Source organism: Ruegeria sp. AL2 (assembly GCF_056540845.1).
Map to the genome: position 1 here is coordinate 78,220 of NZ_JBQFXM010000006.1, position 15,544 is coordinate 93,763.

Consider the following 15,544-nt stretch of genomic DNA (forward strand, 5'->3'; position numbering starts at 1 on the left):
GCTCTGAGCGGGGCGTATTTCCCCACATCCTCTGTAAACCTTTTGTGACGCGCGTTTGCGGCAGGGATAAGGCTTATCCGGGATGATTTGCGGACAGAAAAATGAAGTCAGACGGACCTCCCACTCAACACGCCAGCGCCCGATTTTCGAACGTCAGATACCGATCTGATTACTGGCAAAAACTCGTTACGATTCTGATGCCCAATCAACACAACAAATGTGGCGGAAAAGTGGCAGGACACCTAAATCTGGACGAAGATCACAATCTTATGACGGAGATCAGCCGCCCGTAATCGACCTCGTTCGCGTGCGTTGATCGGCGATAGGAATAGAACCTGTCGGGGTCGGAATATGTGCAGTGCCGGGTCCACTCGGCCTGTCCGATTCCCGCCTGCCGCAGCCGGTGCAGCCCGAAGGCGGGCAGATCAAATTGCAGGCGGTCACTTTCACCATTGGCAAAAAAGCGGCTGTTGTCCGGCGAATCCGCAAGGAACGCGTCCAGAAACTCTGGCCCCACCTCGTAAGCGCGCTGGGAAATACTGGGTCCGATCACGGCGCAGATATTGCTGCGGTCGGCTCCCAGCGCCTCCATCGCGTCCAGCGTTGCCTCCAGAACACCGTCCAGCGCGCCGCGCCACCCGGCATGGGCGGCACCGATCACATGCGCGTCGGGATCGGCGAACAGAACCGGCTGGCAATCGGCCGTCAGGATCGTCAGGGCCAGACCGGGTGTTGCTGTGACAATGGCATCCGCTTTGGGCTTTTCACCTTCAACCGGGGCTTTGACTGTCAGAACCGTTGGCGAATGAACCTGATGCACCGCGACCATTGCCTCGGGTTCAACCTCCATCGCGTCGGCCACCCGTCGCCGGTTCAGCGCGACAATCTCGGTTTGATCCGAGGACCCCTGACCACAATTCAAGCCGCTGAAAATTCCAGAAGACGCGCCGCCGCGACGGGTAAAGAACCCATGGCGAAATGGCGACAGAAGGTCCGAGGTCAGAATTTCCAGCGTCATGGTTCCAATCCTGGTGGTGGGGCTGCATAGGCCGGGAAAAGGCCCATCACCTTGAACAGATTTCCCATTTCATCAGGATGCGTCAACCGCCGATGCGCGGCAATCAGCGCATCCAGCTCGGAACCGCTCAGCGCCTTGGACAGGGCTTGCGCGCGGGCGGTGATCCCCAGCCGTTCAAGGAAGACGCCCTGCGGTGTCAGGCGGGAATGCCTGCAACCACAGGCACGGGTCGCAATAGCCAAAGGCTCAAAATCCACATGCGCGGTCAAATCGGCCTGACCGGGCGATGCCAGAGGATCGGTATGTTCGTGGTTTTGCAGAGCCTGCAAAGTATCGCCCAGCGAATGCCAGTCACCATAGTCGGTAATTAGCGCTGCGCCGCCATGGCTGGCGATCCGCCCCGCGATCACGGTCAGAATGGGAATTGCAGCAGCACATAGTTCGACCAGATCATCGTCCTTGGTGTCCGACAGCCTGTCATTCAACGCCACCTGCGGCCCGTTCGGGCCGAGTCCGAACATCAACGCGCCGTCGCGTTCGCCCACCAGACGCTCGCGCCAACCCGTACCGTCACGCTGGAACTGGCGGATGGGCAGGGCATCAAAGAACTCGTTGGCAACCAGCAACAGTGACTGGTCGGGCAGGTCGACGATCGTTTCAATCCAGACCGCCTCGTAATCCTTCAGCGTTGCCGCCTGCACCTGTTTCAATACAGGCGATGCTTCAACCAGAACAACCTGCGCCGCCTCGTGAAATCCGGGTACTGACTGTGTGGCGCGCAGAATATCGGCCATCAGAGTACCGCGCCCCGGCCCCAGCTCGCACAGGGTAAACGGTGCGGGCTGTCCCTGATCCATCCAGCTCTGCGCCAGAGACAGCCCGACCAGCTCCCCGAACATCTGGCTGATTTCCGGCGCTGTGGTGAAATCCCCCGCAGCCCCCAGCGGATCACGGGTCGTGTAATAGCCCAGCGTCGGATGCAGCAGGCATTCGCCCATAAAATCCGCCACGCTCAGCGGTCCATCCTGCCGGATGCGGGCGATCAGGTGATCGGTCAGGCTCATGCCGCCCGCCGCCGCGCCCGCAGGGCAAACCACAGACCAAGCGCGATCATCGGCAGCGACAGGAACTGCCCCATGGTCAGCCCGTACCCGCCCACATGCCAGGCCAGCCCCAGTGTATTGCCGGGCGATACGAACTGCGCATCCGGCTGGCGAAAGAACTCGACGATAAAGCGCGACGCGCCGTAGCCCGCCAGGAACGTCCCCATGACAAGGCCCGGTGTGCGAAAACCGCCGCGCCGATAGACCAGCCACAGCAATACCGCCCCCAGCAAAACACCCTCCAGCGCGGCCTCATACAGCTGCGACGGGTGCCGGGCGCACATGCCTGCGACCACGTCGGGGCAATCCTGCGCAGCAAATCCTGGAAAAATGACGGCCCAGGGCAGCTCACTCGGGCGGCCCCACAGCTCGGCATTGACGAAATTGGCCAGCCGCCCCAGCAGCAATCCGGGCGGAACGGTGTAGGCGACCAGATCCCCCAGCGACAGGGCAGGGATCCGGTGCCGTCGTGCAAACAGGTACGACGCAAGGATCACGCCCAGCAATCCGCCATGAAAGGCCATGCCGCCTTGCCAGACCTTCACGATCTCCAGCGGGTGCGACAGGTAATAAGCCGGCTGATAGAACAGCACAAAGCCCAGCCGTCCGCCCAGAATCACGCCCAGAATGATCCAGGTGACCAGATCCTCCAGCTGCTCGGGCTTCATCGGCGGGCCATCCGCAGGCCAGAGCGTTGGGCGGCGCAACGCCACAACGGCCAGCCGCCACGCGATCAGGATGCCCGCGATATAGGCCAGCGCATACCACCTTAACGCGAACTCCATCCCGAACAGCGGGATCGAGAACAGTTCGGGCGACAGATCGGGGAAATTCAGAACAGCCTGCATGTGCGTCTCATTGCCCGGGGTTTGCAGGTCAAGTCAACCTTGAGCCCGCGCCATTCTTTGCCCATATACATGTAAACCGCGAGATCGGAGAACAGATATGCAGACCCGCAACAAGATCCTGGATGACGTGTCCCAACTGATGACCAACGCCATGGGCGTGGCGCAGGGCGCGCGGGAAGAGGCTGAAAACGCGATGAAGTCGATGATCGACCGCTGGCTGGCCGACCGCGATTTCGTTACCCGTGAAGAATTTGACGCCGTGCGCGCCATGGCCCAGAAGGCACGCGAAGAAAACGCTGCACTCGAAGCCCGCATCGCCGCGCTCGAGGCAAAACTGGAAAAATAACGCCCCGGCGTTCCCTGTTTTCACAATTTTTGGACAAAGCATTCAGTCGCGCAATCCAGCCCGGATTGTGCGGTGCTGTGTATTCTGACGCGTCGCATAATTTATTCAAGATAAAGCTGACTCTGGCACCAATATTTTGATCGCCGTTGCTTTCTGTCCACAACTTATTGCTGTTATCCCCAATAATTAGGGTTGCCAGAACTTACGCCACATCGCACCATATTTAGTACAGGCCTATGGGGGAAGCCCGGTTTGTAGAGCAGGCAACTAGCGCTGGGGCGCTGCCAGCCCCGAAATGCTAGAGATTAGTGAGGTGGCATTATGGCCCTTTCCGAGCAGTATCTCGAAGAAGACATTCATCCGATCGACATTGTTGAGCATCTGGCCGAACATCACGACTGGGATTTTGATCGCATTGGGGACGATCAGATTGCCATGGCCGTTGAAGGGCAGTGGCGCACCTACTCGATCACACTGGCCTGGTCCAACTATGACGAAACGCTGCGCATGGTGTGCAGCTTCGAAATGGAACCACCGGCCGAGCGTGAAATGCAGCTCTATGAGCTGCTCAACAAGATGAACGACCAGTGCTGGGCAGGCGCGTTTACCTATTGGGCAAACCAGAAGCTGATGGTCTATCGCTATGGTCTGGTCCTTGCAGGCGGGCAAACGGCCAGCGCTGACCAGATCGACACGATGATCAATGCCGCCGTCATGAGCGCCGAGCGGTACTACCCCGCGATCCAATTGGTGACCTGGGGCAACAGAGGGCCAGAAGAAGCCATGCAAGTGGCCATTGCAGAGGCCTACGGCCGCGCGTAAACCTTTGCTCCGAACCGATATGTAATGCGGGAGGGGCAAATGGACATGACGCGAGTGGCCGAACAGGGGCTTGTGCTTCTGGGGTGCGGAAAGATGGGGTCCGCAATGCTGGCGGGATGGCTGGAACACGGCCTTCCGCCAGCTTCCGTTTGGGTCATCGATCCCTACCCGTCAGATTGGCTGAAGGCGCAGGGCGTCAATATCAACGCACCGTTGCCCGAATCCCCCGCCGTGGTGCTGGTTGCGGTCAAACCGCAGATGATGGGCGAAGCCCTGCCTGCCCTTCAGGCACTGGGCGGTGGGTCCAGCCTGTTCATTTCGGTTGCGGCTGGCACCTCGATTGCCACCTTCGAATCTGTTCTGGGCGGTGACACCCCGATCATTCGCGCCATGCCCAACACGCCCGCCGCCATCCGTCAGGGCATCACGGCACTGATCGGCAACGCACACGCCTCCGAGGCCGATATGGAACAGGCCGAAAACCTGTTGGCAGCAGTGGGTCAGACCGTACGCCTTGAGGATGAGGCACAGATGGACGCCGTCACCGGGCTCAGCGGGTCCGGCCCGGCCTATGTGTTCCATCTGATCGAAACTCTGGCCGCTGCGGGCGAGGCGCACGGCCTGCCTGCCGAGCTTGCGATGAAACTGGCCAAGTCCACAGTGGCCGGTGCCGGGGCGCTGGCCATGGCGTCCGACGAAGACCCGGCACAGCTGCGCATCAACGTGACTTCTCCGAACGGCACCACACAAGCCGCGCTTGAGGTGCTGATGCATCAGGAAACCGGCTTTCCCGACCTGCTGCATCGTGCCGTCAAGGCCGCAACCGACCGGTCCAAGGAGCTCTCGCGTGAGTGAAATTTCGTTTGATGACTTCCTCAAGGTCGATATTCGCGTGGGCGAGGTGATCCGCGCCGAACCCTATCCCGAGGCCCGCAAACCCGCGATCAAGATGTGGATCGACTTTGGCGACGAGATTGGCGAGCGCAAGACTTCGGCCCAGATCACCGCGCATTACGATCCGGCCACTCTGGTCGGCAAACAGGTCATGGCTGTCGTCAACTTCCCTCCGCGCCAGATCGGCAAGTTCATGTCCGAGGTTCTGGTGCTGGGTCTGCCCGATGACAGCGGCGAGATCGTTTTGATCGGCCCCGACGGCAAGGTTCCAACCGGCGGGCGGATGCACTGATGAAACTGCTGATCACGCGCCCGATGACTCCGGCAGTCGAATCGCGCGCCCGCGCCGATTTCGATGTGACCATCCGGGAAAACACCCTGCCCATGTCACGGCAGGAGATGCTGGCCGCTCTGGCCGACTATGACGTGGTCGTGCCGACACTGGGCGATCAGTTCTCGGCTCAGGTCTTTGCGGATGCAGGTCAGCCGCGCTGCAAGCTGCTGGCCAATTTCGGTGTTGGCTTCAACCATATCGACGTGGATGCGGCACGCGCGGCCGGAATTGACGTAACCAACACCCCCGGCGCAGTCACCGACGCCACGGCTGATATCGCCATGACCCTGCTGCTGACCACAGCCCGGCGCGCCGGTGAGGGTGAGAGGCTGGTGCGGTCGGGTCAGTGGCAGGGCTGGCACCCGACGCAGATGCTGGGCCATCATGTGACCGGCAAGCGCGTGGGCATCGTCGGCATGGGCCGCATTGGGCAGGCCATCGCGCGCCGCTGTCATTTCGGGTTTGCAATGCAGGTGGCCTATCAGTCCCGCAATGCAAAAGATCTGGATTTCCCGGCGGAATTCAAACCTGACTTTGAAACACTCGCCGCCTCGGTCGATTTCCTTGTGCTTGCTGTTCCTGGCGGTGCGGAAACCCGCCACCTGATCAATGCGCAGGTTCTTGAGGCGATGAACCCCTCGGCTATTCTGGTCAACATCGCCCGTGGCGAGGTGGTGGACGAGGCCGCGCTGATTACGGCGCTGCAAACCGGTCAGATCGCGGGGGCGGGGCTGGACGTCTACGAATTCGAACCCAAAGTGCCGCAATCCCTGTGCGATATGGAAAACGTCACCCTGCTGCCCCATCTGGGTACAGCCACCGAAGAGGTGCGCAGCAGCATGGGTCACATGGCGCTGGATAACGTGGCGGCCTTTGTCGCGGGCAGGGCGCTGCCCAACCCGGTCTAGTCGCCCACCGCCTCACGCCAGTGTTTACGGCAGAGCGAGACATAGGTCTCGTTCCCGCCAATCTGCACCTGCGCCCCTTCGGTGATGGCCTTGCCGGTTTCATCCCGCCGAATCACCATCGTGGCCTTGCGACCGCATTCACAGATCGTGCGCACCTCGCGCATTTCGTCGGCAAGGGCCAGCAGGGCGGCGGAACCGGGGAACAGTTTGCCCTGAAAATCCACCCGCAGCCCATAAGCCAGCACCGGCACATCCAGATCGTCCACTGCACGGGCCAGTTGCCAGACCTGTGCCTCGGACAGGAACTGCGCCTCGTCGATGAAAACGCAGGCCACTAAACCCTTGTCCAGCCGGGTCCGGATCATGGCGAAGACATCATCTTCGGGTGTGAACGTGTCAGCCTGCTCCGATATGCCGATGCGCGATGCAATCCGCCCCGCACCCGCCCGCCGGTCAAGGGCGGCGGTCATCAGATAGGTCTGCATCCCGCGCTCGCGATAGTTGTGCGACGCCTGTAGCAACACGGTCGACTTGCCCGCGTTCATGGTGGAATAGTTGAAATACAGCTTTGCCATGGCGTGGGTCTAAAACGCCCGACGAAAAGGAACAAGAGAGCAATCGGTCGTAAGAAGCGACGTCGCCGTTGCGTGTGCAGAGGCCGAGCTGGGCTCGTAGGGGATGGAACCCCCGCGTCTGCAACAGCGACGCCGTCGGCCAACATGTGGCCAAAACAAAGCAAGGCCCAACAATACCGCCCTGCAATCACTCTTTACCGGCTTGAACTGCCGCCACTCACTCACAAAATCCCCCGCTTATCTGAGGGATAGTCAATGTATGACATTTCAATTATGACTCAGGTATGGGAAATTTCCCGACGCTTTCCCCGGTTTGGACACCGGGCGGGCGTTTGCAGGTAATAAAGGTAAATCAATGGCAGATATCGGGGCCTATCTGAAGAAACACACAGAAGCGCTGGTCAAAGATGTCGGAATAGAAGCTGCTTGTGAAATCACCGGAAAATCCAAGGCGACCCTGGGCCGGTATTATTCGGACAATGCCGAACACGCGGACAGGTTCATGCCCGTGGATGCAGTGGCTCGGCTTGAAAACGCAGCAACTTATCCGCATGTGACATCCGCGCTGGCGGATCTGAAAAACATCACCTTGTCCTACAGCGAACGCAACACCGAGGATCCTCGCACAGGCGGGGTGAATTCGGATGTCATCGCGCTCAGCCAGCGGTTTGCAATGCTGATGACTGAATATCAGTCCGCAATCGAAGATGGCATCATCACGGTGAACGAAGCAAAAAGGCTGCTGAAAGAAACCAGTTTGCTTCAGCAGGTCCTGATTGAAATGAAACTGCACCTGGAAGAAGAAAGCGTCAGCTAGGCTTGACCGCGGTCCGTAACCGGCCAAATTCCGCCTGCCCGGATTGCAGCAGATGTCGTGCGCTTTGTGGAATGATCACCAACCGGACCCTGTGCCTCAATTCAGTCACGTCTTTCCGATAAGCTGCGGCGCAGGCAAGATCGTCAAGGGCAGTAAACCATGCAGAAAATGCAGGGAAATTACAGCGTTCTCGCAGACCATATGGTTTGGCGGTCGTTCCTGTTTGTCTATACGCTTTTTCTGGCCACGGTGCTGTTTGGTGCTTATCAGGAAGGCCCCGATGACGCGATGCGCTGGGTCATGGTGCAGGACCTGCTGGCGGGGCAGGGCTGGTTTGACGCCTATCAGCATCGGCTGGGGCCGGGTGACGGCACGCTGATGCACTGGTCCCGGCTTGTCGATGCGCCGATTGCCGGGCTCTACACACTGTCCGCGATGGTCGTGCCACCCGACAGCGCTTTGCAAGTGACTGCGTTTGTCTGGCCGGTGCTGCTGGCGGGGCTGACCCTGTGGGCCTTTGCTGTCACCGGTGGAGCTTTGGGCGGGCGCAATGGCGCGGTTTCGGCACTGGTGGTCGGCGTGCTGACGCTCGAACATTATCGGAAGTTCGACTATTTCTCGTTTGACCACCACAATGTTCAGATTCTGCTGTTTGCAGCGGCCCTCATGTTCTTTGTCCTGCGCAAGGCCAAACCCTCTGCTGCGGGATGGCTGGGTGTCTGTCTGGCCCTTTCGGTGTCCATCGGAACCGAATCGATCGTGCAGGTCGCGATTATCGCGGTGTTCTTCACGATTGACTGGATCGTGACCGGCACAGCCGCCCGCCGCAACACCATGGTGTTTGGAGCCGGGCTGGCGCTGACCCTGTTGTTGGCCAGCGTTGCAACAACGGGGCGTCAGGGCTTTCTGTTCCCAAGCTGCGATGCCCTGACGATCAGTGTGGCCCTGCCGGCCGGGATCGCGGCCCTGTGCCTGTGTACATCAGCCTGGGTCGGGTTGGGCTGGTCCTATTGGGGGCGCATCGGCGCGTGTCTTGCGACAGGCGCTGTAACACTTGGCTGCGCTTACGCATTTGCGCCCTACTGCCTTGAAAACCCGATTGCGGACCTGCCTCAGGACATGCGCGACTTCTGGCTCAGCCAGGTTGCCGAAGCACAGAATATCACCGTCGTGCTGGAACGACATCGGGGCGAGGCTGCGGCCCTGATCGCCATGTCCGTCATCACGGCGGTGGCAGCCTTGTTCTTTGCCCGCCAGTCGCAAGACAAAATGGATTACTTCCTGTTTCTGGCGCTGATTGTGACCGGGTTTTCCATGTTTCTGTACCAGTCCCGGATGATGACGTTTCTGGGCGTGTCTCTTGTGGCTGTTCAGGCTCAGATGCTGCGGGCCTTTTACGTCAGTTACAGAAGCCATGGCCGCACGCTCTCCGGCTTGGCTATGATAGGCTTTATCGTCTGCGTCTCGCCAAAGATCGGTAGCAGCGTGGAAAAACAGCTGGAACGGTTTGCGCGCCCCTCCCTTGCGGCACCCGTCGCCGAGGCCGCGCAGGATTCGCAAAACATCGGCGCCCCCTGCAAAGCGCCCGAGGCCTACGCGGCCCTGCAAGACCTGCCAGCCGGAATGGTTCTGGTCGATTTTGATTATGCGGCAGAAGTGCTGCGCTATACCGATCATTCGGTTCTGGCGGGGAATTATCACCGCAACCGGGCCGGAATTCAGGCGCAGATCGCGGTTTTGCGTATGGATGCGTCCCAGGCCGGTCCGCGTCTTGCCGCGCTGGGTGTAAGCTATGTGCTGCTCTGCACCGCCGCGCCCCGTGCCGAATTCTGGGACTGGGCGTCTCAGGGGCGCGGGCTGCAATCCCAACTGGCAAAAGGTGAAACCCCCGCCTATCTCAGCCGGATTGATCGTGGGGAAGGGGCCGCGTTCCAGGTTTTTCAGCTGGCGGCCGATCTCTAGGCCGTCAGCGCTCTGCGGAATGCCGATCAGGCGTGACGCTTGACGATCACCGAACCAACCGAATACCCGGCTCCAAAAGAACAGATCAGCCCCAGATCGCCCTCTTGCAGATCGTCAGAGTATTTCGAAAACGCAATGATCGACCCTGCGGATGAGGTGTTCGCATAATCCTGAAGGATATTGGGTTGCTCGCCCGCCTCGGGTTCGCGGCCCAGAACCTTCTTGCCGATGAAGTCGTTCATCGTCTTGTTGGCCTGATGCAGCCACAGGCGTTTGAGGTCGGTATTGCTGACCCCTTCGGCTTCCATATGGTCGCTGATATGCTTGCTGACCATCGGCAACACTTCCTTGAACACCTTCCGGCCGTTCTGCATGAACTGCATGTCGCGGCGGTCAATCACGCCATCGGGGCGCGACCGGCGCAGGAACCCGTTGTTGTTGCGGATATTGTTTGAAAAGGCGGTGGCACAGCGGGTCGACAGGATTTCGAAATGCGGGCCTTTGGCGTCTTCGATCCGCTCGATCAGCGTTGCCGTTGCCACATCGCCAAAGATAAAGTGACAATCCCGGTCGCGCCATTCCAGATGGCCCGAGCAGATTTCAGGGTTCACCACCAACGCCGCGCGCACCGACCCGGACCGCACCATATCCGCCGCCGCCTGAATGCCGAACGTGGCCGAAGAACAGGCGACATTCATGTCAAAGCCAAACCCGTCGATGCCCAGTTCCTGCTGAATCTCGATTGCAATCGCCGGATAGGCGCGCTCGTGGTTCGAGGCCGCGCAGATCACCAGATCGACATCCGCCGCCGTGCGCCCCGCCTGCGCCAGCGCCTTTCTGCAGGCATCCACTGCCATCTCGGTCATGATCCCGGGCTCGTCATCGCTGCGCTGGCGCAGCGTCGGGTGCATCACGTCCGGGTTCAGCACCCCGGACTTGTCCATCACGTAGCGGTTCTGAATGCCCGACGCCTTGACGATGAACTCTTCCGAGGAATGCTGCATCGCCTCCATCTGCCCGGCTGCGATGGCCTCGGCATTCTTCGCGTTCTGCTTGTCGGCATAGGCGTTGAACGCTTCAACAAGCTCCGCGTTGGTGATGACGTTTTCCGGGGTGAAGACACCGGTACCGGTGATGGCGGGGGTATACATGGCGGGTCCTGAATGTTTCGGATTCGCCCAAAATGCAGTCATGGCGTGATTTGATCAAGATATGTTGACCTAAGGGAATTCGTTCCGGGGCGCAGTTTCATATCTTGAATAGTTCAGAAATTGAAGTATATCGCCCCGTAACCCGCGCGGAGACCCCCCAATGCCAGACGATATCAGCGCCAGACTGGGCCGCCTCAGCCCCGAGATTCAGGCGATCATGGGCGTCTATGCCCTTTACTGGAAACTGGAAGAGACCTTCGACTGTATCGAAACAGACCTGAACCACCCGGAATGCCACATGCTGATCAAACTGGATCAGCCCAAGCGCATGGGCGTTCTGGCCGCTGATATGTTAAGCGTCCCGTCAACGATCACCGCCACAGCCGATGCCCTTGAAAAAACGGGCTACCTGACGCGGCGGCGTGACCCCGAAGACCGCCGGGCCTGGTTGCTGGTGCTGACAGAGCAGGGCGAAGAGGCCCGCAACATGCTGGTCGCCGCCGCCGGGGACCTGTTTCACAGGGCCTCGGGCCTAAACGAACAAGAAACTGCCGAATTCGCGCGACTGGCGCGCAAAATCCGCGACAACGTATTGAAAACGGGAATTCCCGAGGGATTGAAGAAATGAAACTCCTGACCTCTCTGGGCCTTGCACTGGCCATTCTGGCAACCCCGATTGCCGCTCAAGATACCCCGAAACCGGTGAAACTCATGCAGGTGCGCGAAACCGCGCCGGGTTTCACGCGGCAGTTCTTTGGCCGCGTCGCCGCGCGCCAGACCGTTGATCTTGCCTTTCAGGTTGCCGGCCAGATTGTCGAGATGCCCATCAACGAAGGCTTCATGATTCCCAAGGATGGTCTGATTGCCCGCCTGGATCAGGAACCGTTCGAGCTGCGCCTTGATCGGGCGCGGCTGCAAAAGGAACAGGCCGACCGCACCGTCGCCCGCCTGTCGCGCCTGCGCGGTACAACCGCCAGCCAGGTGGCCGTGGACGACGCCGAGACCGAGGCGCAGCTGGCCGCAATCGCCCTGCGCGACGCGGAATATGAACTGGAACACGCCACGTTGACCGCGCCGTTTGACGCGCTGGTCTCCAGCCGCTCGGTCGAGGCGTTTACGACCGTCTCGGCGGGCACCCCCATCGTCCGCATTCACGACATGTCGGAACTTCGCATCGTGGTCGATGTGCCCGAGATCCTGTTTCAACGCTCTGGCCAGAATGACGACTTCTTCATCACCGCGAAATTCCCGGTCAGTGACGAAGTCTTCCCGCTGGAAATCCGTGAATTCGACGCGGAAACCTCCAGCGTCGGTCAAACTTTCCGCATCCAGTTTGGCCTGACCCCGCCAAAGGGGCTGCAAATCTTTCCCGGTTCTTCCGTTACCGTCAACGTTCAGGTGCAGGACAACCGCACAGGCATCGTCGTCCCGGCGACCGCCGTAGTCGCTGACGCAAACGGCGCGCTGAACGTCATGGTGTTTTCCCCGGTCGGGGCGGATGAGGGCACCGTGCGCCGCGTCCCGGTGACCATCGAGCCCACGCAAACCGGCGAAGTCCGGGTGCTGACGGGCCTGTCAGATGGGGATGAGTTCGTTGTGGCCGGGGGCGCTGTGCTGACGGATGGTCAGACGGTGCGCCGGTTCGCCGGTTTCGCGAACTGAGGGGCTGACAGATGAACATCACCCGCGCCTCAATCGACCGGCCGCTTTACACATGGCTGGTCATTCTCATTGCCCTCATTGGAGGCATCTGGGGGTTCACATCGCTTGGCCGTCTGGAAGACCCGGCCTTTACAATCAAGAACGCGGTTGTCATCACGCAATACCCCGGCGCCACCGCCGAACAGGTGGCGCTGGAAGTATCGGAACCGCTGGAATCCGCCATACAGCAGATGGGCGAGGTGGACGTCATCACCTCGGTCAATCAACCCGGACGGTCCCTGATCGAGGTTGAGATCAAGTCGACATACGACGGCACCGAACTGCCCGCCATCTGGACCCGGCTCAGGGCCAAGGTGCGCGACGCCGCGCGCGGCCTGCCATCGGGCGTCGGCCAACCGTTTGTGAATGACGGGTTCGGCGACGTGTTCGGCCTGTTCTATGCGGTGACCGCCCAAGGGTTCTCGGACGCTGAAAAGCACGAACTGGCAACCTTCCTGCGGCGTGAACTGCTGACCGTTGACGGCGTTGCGGATGTCGAGGTTCAGGGCCTGCCGGACGAGGCGATCTTTGTCGAACCCGATCTGGCGATTTCGGTGAACCAGAATGTCCCGCTGCAAGCAATCAACCAGGCCATCGCCAATGCGGATTCGGTCAATTCCTCAGGGTCCTTGCGCTCTGACAACGACCGGACCACCATCCTGACGGCCGAAGGGTCGGACAGCGTGTCGGCCATTGCGGGCCTGTCTGTCGGTTCGCAAGGGCAGGTGATCAACCTCTTTGACATGTCCGATGTCTATCGCGCCCGTCAGAACGACCCCGACATTATCATCCGCTACAACGGGACCGAGGCTTTCACCTTGGGCATCGCGGGTCTGGCCACTGAAAACATTGTCGAGGTTGGCAAACGCGCTGACGCCAAATTCGCGGAGTTGAATACAAGCATTCCCTTCGGTGTCGAAATCCTGCCGATCTATCAGCAACATGTGGTGGTCGAGCAGGCCTCGAACGACTTTCTCGTGAACCTTGCCATGTCGGTGGCCATCGTGGTCGCCGTGCTGGGCATCTTCATGGGCTGGCGCGCGGCCATTGTTGTCGGCTCGACCTTGCTGCTGACCGTGGTCGGCACGCTTCTGTTCATGTCGCTCTTCTCGATCGAGATGGAGCGAATCTCACTGGGTGCCCTGATCATCGCCATGGGGATGCTGGTGGACAACGCCATCGTGGTGGCTGAAGGGATGCAAATATCCATGTTGCGCGGCCAGTCCTCGCGCGATGCGGCCGACGATGTGGCGTCAAAAACCCAGATCCCGTTGCTGGGTGCGACCGTGATTGGCATCATGGCCTTTGCGGGCATTGGACTCAGCCCTGACGCAACCGGAGAATTCCTGTTCTCTCTGTTCGCCGTGATCGGCATTTCACTGTTGCTCAGCTGGGTTTTAGCGATCACCGTCACGCCGCTATTGGGGCATTACTTCTTCAAACAGGGCAAAGCAGGCGAGATCGACGCTTATGGCGGCCTCCTGTTCCGCATCTATGGTGCGATTCTGCGCTTTGCGCTGCGCTTCCGCTGGCTGGTTGTTGCTGGTCTCGTCGGCGTAACCGTGGTGTGTTATGCCGGGTTTGGGCTGATGAAGCAGCAGTTCTTCCCCAACTCCAACACGCCTTTATTCTTCGTGCACTACAAACTGCCGCAGGGCACACCGATTGCACGAACAGCCGAAGACATGGCGGTGTTCGAAGAGTGGCTGGCAGCACGCGACGACGTCGTCTCGGTCACGACCTTTGTCGGCCAGGGGGCTACCCGTTTCATGCTGACATATTCAGCCGAAAAGCCGAACCCCAGCTATGGGCACATGGTCATCCGCACAGCAAGCCTGGACGACATCCCGGCGCTGCAAGCAGATCTTGAAGCGTTTGGGTCTGTCCAATTCCCCGAAGGTGAGTTCGGTACCAAGCGTCTGGTCTTTGGCCCCGGCGGTGGTGATCCGATTCAGGCCCGCTTCTCGGGCAGCGACCCGGTCGTGCTGCGCCAGCTTGCCGATGAGGCGGTGCAGCGCATGGCAGCCGCATCGCCGAACGCGCTGCTGGTTCATCACGACTGGCGCGAACAGGAACTGGCGCTGCAACCGATCTATGCAACAGAACGGGCGCAGACAGCAGGTGTCACGCGCGAAAATATCGCCGCCACTCTGCAATTCTCGACCGACGGCATCACGGGTGGTGTGTTCCGTGAGCGCGACCGCCTGATCCCGATTATCCTGCGCCGACCCGCGGACGGAGATTACTCGATTGTCGATCAGGTCGTGTACTCGGACCAGTCGGAAAAGTTTGTACCAATTGAACAAATGGTGGATGGATTCGAGTACAAATCGCTCAATACGTTGGTTCACCGTCGTGATCGGGTTCTGACCATCACCGTCGGCGCCGACATCCCGCCCGACCTGACAGCGGCACAGGTCCACGCCGAAGTGCGCGACGCCATCGAGGCCATCGATCTGCCACCCGGCTACAAGATGGAATGGGGTGGAGAGTTCGAAAACTCGCGCAAAGCACAGGCAAGCCTGGGCAGACAATTGCCGCTGAGCCTGCTGATCATGGTGTTAATCTCGGTCCTGTTGTTCAACGCGATCCGCCAGCCGATCATCATCTGGTTGCTGGTGCCGATGTCCGTGAACGGCGTGGTGATCGGCCTGCTGGGAACAGGGCTGCCCTTCACCTTTACGGCACTTCTGGGCCTGCTCAGCCTGTCGGGTATGCTGATCAAGAACGGCATTGTTCTGGTTGAGGAAATCGATCTGGTCCGCGCCACCGGCAAGCCCCTGCGCGATGCAATCATCGAAGCATCCGTGTCGCGTTTGCGGCCCGTCATGCTGGCGGCTGTCACGACCATTCTGGGCATGGCGCCGCTGCTGACGGATGCGTTCTTCGTCTCGATGGCAGTGACGATCATGGGCGGTCTGGCATTTGCCACCGTTCTGACAATGGTTGCGGCACCGGTGTTTTACCTGTTGTTTTTCGCCCGTGACGAACGAAAGAAAACGACGGAATCGCTTGCGTAAGGCATTGGAAATAAAGAAAAGCCCCAGAGTTTCCTCTGGGGCTTT

General features: G+C 60.0%; 15 protein-coding genes. 10 read left to right on the forward strand and 5 right to left on the reverse strand.

The features are described 5' to 3' along the window. Nucleotides 1–259: 259 nt before the first annotated feature. From pgeF to lgt, 3 genes are read right to left on the reverse strand one after another with little or no spacing between them, the layout of a single operon-like run. Nucleotides 260–1,018 (reverse strand): peptidoglycan editing factor PgeF, encoded by a 759-nt coding sequence (pgeF, locus tag ACR0ID_RS10405; protein WP_480553930.1) that lies wholly within the window; start codon nt 1,016–1,018, stop codon nt 260–262. Continuing rightward, a complete protein-coding gene (locus ACR0ID_RS10410) occupies nt 1,015–2,082 on the reverse strand; it encodes a class I SAM-dependent methyltransferase (protein WP_480605230.1) in 1,068 nt (355 codons plus the stop codon). Before ACR0ID_RS10410 ends, pgeF begins: the two co-directional genes overlap by 4 nt. Continuing rightward, nucleotides 2,079–2,969 carry a prolipoprotein diacylglyceryl transferase gene (gene lgt, locus ACR0ID_RS10415; protein WP_480605232.1) on the reverse strand — a complete coding sequence of 297 codons (891 nt, stop codon included), beginning with the start codon at nt 2,967–2,969 and terminating at the stop codon, nt 2,079–2,081. The genes ACR0ID_RS10410 and lgt overlap by 4 nt, the downstream gene beginning before the upstream one ends. Nucleotides 2,970–3,066: 97 nt before the next feature. Here lgt and ACR0ID_RS10420 point away from each other — a divergent pair, with 97 nt between their 5' ends. From ACR0ID_RS10420 to ACR0ID_RS10440, 5 genes are all read left to right on the forward strand, one after another. Continuing rightward, nucleotides 3,067–3,315, forward strand: a complete 249-nt coding sequence (locus ACR0ID_RS10420) for an accessory factor UbiK family protein (RefSeq protein WP_171669487.1) — start codon at nt 3,067–3,069, stop codon at nt 3,313–3,315. Between the two features lie 321 nt (nt 3,316–3,636). Beyond that, nucleotides 3,637–4,137, forward strand: coding sequence for a type III secretion system chaperone family protein (locus ACR0ID_RS10425; RefSeq protein ID WP_209598027.1), 501 nt, complete (start codon nt 3,637–3,639; stop codon nt 4,135–4,137). A gap of 39 nt (nt 4,138–4,176) precedes the next feature. Then, entirely contained in the window at nt 4,177–4,992 is an 816-nt protein-coding gene (gene proC / locus ACR0ID_RS10430) for a pyrroline-5-carboxylate reductase (protein ID WP_480519138.1), read from the forward strand. Next, a complete protein-coding gene (locus tag ACR0ID_RS10435; protein WP_267362951.1) occupies nt 4,985–5,323 on the forward strand; it encodes a tRNA-binding protein in 339 nt (112 codons plus the stop codon). Before proC ends, ACR0ID_RS10435 begins: the two co-directional genes overlap by 8 nt. Continuing rightward, on the forward strand, nt 5,323–6,273 hold the full coding sequence (locus tag ACR0ID_RS10440; RefSeq protein ID WP_480553933.1) for a 2-hydroxyacid dehydrogenase: 951 nt from the start codon (nt 5,323–5,325) through the stop codon (nt 6,271–6,273). The genes ACR0ID_RS10435 and ACR0ID_RS10440 overlap by 1 nt, the downstream gene beginning before the upstream one ends. Here ACR0ID_RS10440 and ACR0ID_RS10445 read toward each other — a convergent pair. Further along, nucleotides 6,270–6,848 carry a thymidine kinase gene (locus tag ACR0ID_RS10445; protein WP_480605234.1) on the reverse strand — a complete coding sequence of 193 codons (579 nt, stop codon included), beginning with the start codon at nt 6,846–6,848 and terminating at the stop codon, nt 6,270–6,272. The two genes, ACR0ID_RS10440 and ACR0ID_RS10445, sit on opposite strands and share 4 nt — an antisense overlap. A 355-nt stretch (nt 6,849–7,203) precedes the next feature. On the opposite strand from ACR0ID_RS10445, the gene ACR0ID_RS10450 reads away from it, so the two are divergent. Continuing rightward, entirely contained in the window at nt 7,204–7,665 is a 462-nt protein-coding gene (locus tag ACR0ID_RS10450; protein WP_480475505.1) for a hypothetical protein, read from the forward strand. Between the two features lie 159 nt (nt 7,666–7,824). After that, on the forward strand, nt 7,825–9,627 hold the full coding sequence (locus ACR0ID_RS10455) for a hypothetical protein (protein WP_480605236.1): 1,803 nt from the start codon (nt 7,825–7,827) through the stop codon (nt 9,625–9,627). A gap of 26 nt (nt 9,628–9,653) precedes the next feature. Here ACR0ID_RS10455 and ACR0ID_RS10460 read toward each other — a convergent pair whose 3' ends face one another. After that, nucleotides 9,654–10,778, reverse strand: a complete 1,125-nt coding sequence (locus ACR0ID_RS10460) for a beta-ketoacyl-ACP synthase III (protein ID WP_480605238.1) — start codon at nt 10,776–10,778, stop codon at nt 9,654–9,656. 160 nt (nt 10,779–10,938) lie between these two features. Here ACR0ID_RS10460 and ACR0ID_RS10465 point away from each other — a divergent pair, with 160 nt between their 5' ends. From ACR0ID_RS10465 to ACR0ID_RS10475, 3 genes are read left to right on the forward strand one after another with little or no spacing between them, the layout of a single operon-like run. Then, nucleotides 10,939–11,406, forward strand: coding sequence for a MarR family winged helix-turn-helix transcriptional regulator (locus ACR0ID_RS10465; RefSeq protein WP_480493635.1), 468 nt, complete (start codon nt 10,939–10,941; stop codon nt 11,404–11,406). Further along, a complete protein-coding gene (locus ACR0ID_RS10470) occupies nt 11,403–12,440 on the forward strand; it encodes an efflux RND transporter periplasmic adaptor subunit (protein ID WP_480605240.1) in 1,038 nt (345 codons plus the stop codon). The genes ACR0ID_RS10465 and ACR0ID_RS10470 overlap by 4 nt, the downstream gene beginning before the upstream one ends. Before the next feature lie 11 nt (nt 12,441–12,451). Continuing rightward, complete coding sequence (locus tag ACR0ID_RS10475; RefSeq protein WP_480605242.1) at nt 12,452–15,499, forward strand: efflux RND transporter permease subunit; 3,048 nt, start codon at nt 12,452–12,454, stop codon at nt 15,497–15,499. Nucleotides 15,500–15,544: the final 45 nt, after the last annotated feature.

Coding starts and splice junctions, on each gene's coding strand:
- ACR0ID_RS10455 (WP_480605236.1), top strand. CDS start 7,825: ATGCAGAAAATGCAGGGAAATTACAGCGTTCTCGCAGACCATATGGTT.
- ACR0ID_RS10460 (WP_480605238.1), bottom strand. CDS start 10,778: ATGTATACCCCCGCCATCACCGGTACCGGTGTCTTCACCCCGGAAAAC.
- pgeF (WP_480553930.1), bottom strand. CDS start 1,018: ATGACGCTGGAAATTCTGACCTCGGACCTTCTGTCGCCATTTCGCCAT.
- ACR0ID_RS10445 (WP_480605234.1), bottom strand. CDS start 6,848: ATGGCAAAGCTGTATTTCAACTATTCCACCATGAACGCGGGCAAGTCG.
- ACR0ID_RS10420 (WP_171669487.1), top strand. CDS start 3,067: ATGCAGACCCGCAACAAGATCCTGGATGACGTGTCCCAACTGATGACC.
- ACR0ID_RS10470 (WP_480605240.1), top strand. CDS start 11,403: ATGAAACTCCTGACCTCTCTGGGCCTTGCACTGGCCATTCTGGCAACC.
- ACR0ID_RS10465 (WP_480493635.1), top strand. CDS start 10,939: ATGCCAGACGATATCAGCGCCAGACTGGGCCGCCTCAGCCCCGAGATT.
- ACR0ID_RS10410 (WP_480605230.1), bottom strand. CDS start 2,082: ATGAGCCTGACCGATCACCTGATCGCCCGCATCCGGCAGGATGGACCG.
- ACR0ID_RS10425 (WP_209598027.1), top strand. CDS start 3,637: ATGGCCCTTTCCGAGCAGTATCTCGAAGAAGACATTCATCCGATCGAC.
- ACR0ID_RS10440 (WP_480553933.1), top strand. CDS start 5,323: ATGAAACTGCTGATCACGCGCCCGATGACTCCGGCAGTCGAATCGCGC.
- ACR0ID_RS10450 (WP_480475505.1), top strand. CDS start 7,204: ATGGCAGATATCGGGGCCTATCTGAAGAAACACACAGAAGCGCTGGTC.
- ACR0ID_RS10475 (WP_480605242.1), top strand. CDS start 12,452: ATGAACATCACCCGCGCCTCAATCGACCGGCCGCTTTACACATGGCTG.
- lgt (WP_480605232.1), bottom strand. CDS start 2,969: ATGCAGGCTGTTCTGAATTTCCCCGATCTGTCGCCCGAACTGTTCTCG.
- proC (WP_480519138.1), top strand. CDS start 4,177: ATGGACATGACGCGAGTGGCCGAACAGGGGCTTGTGCTTCTGGGGTGC.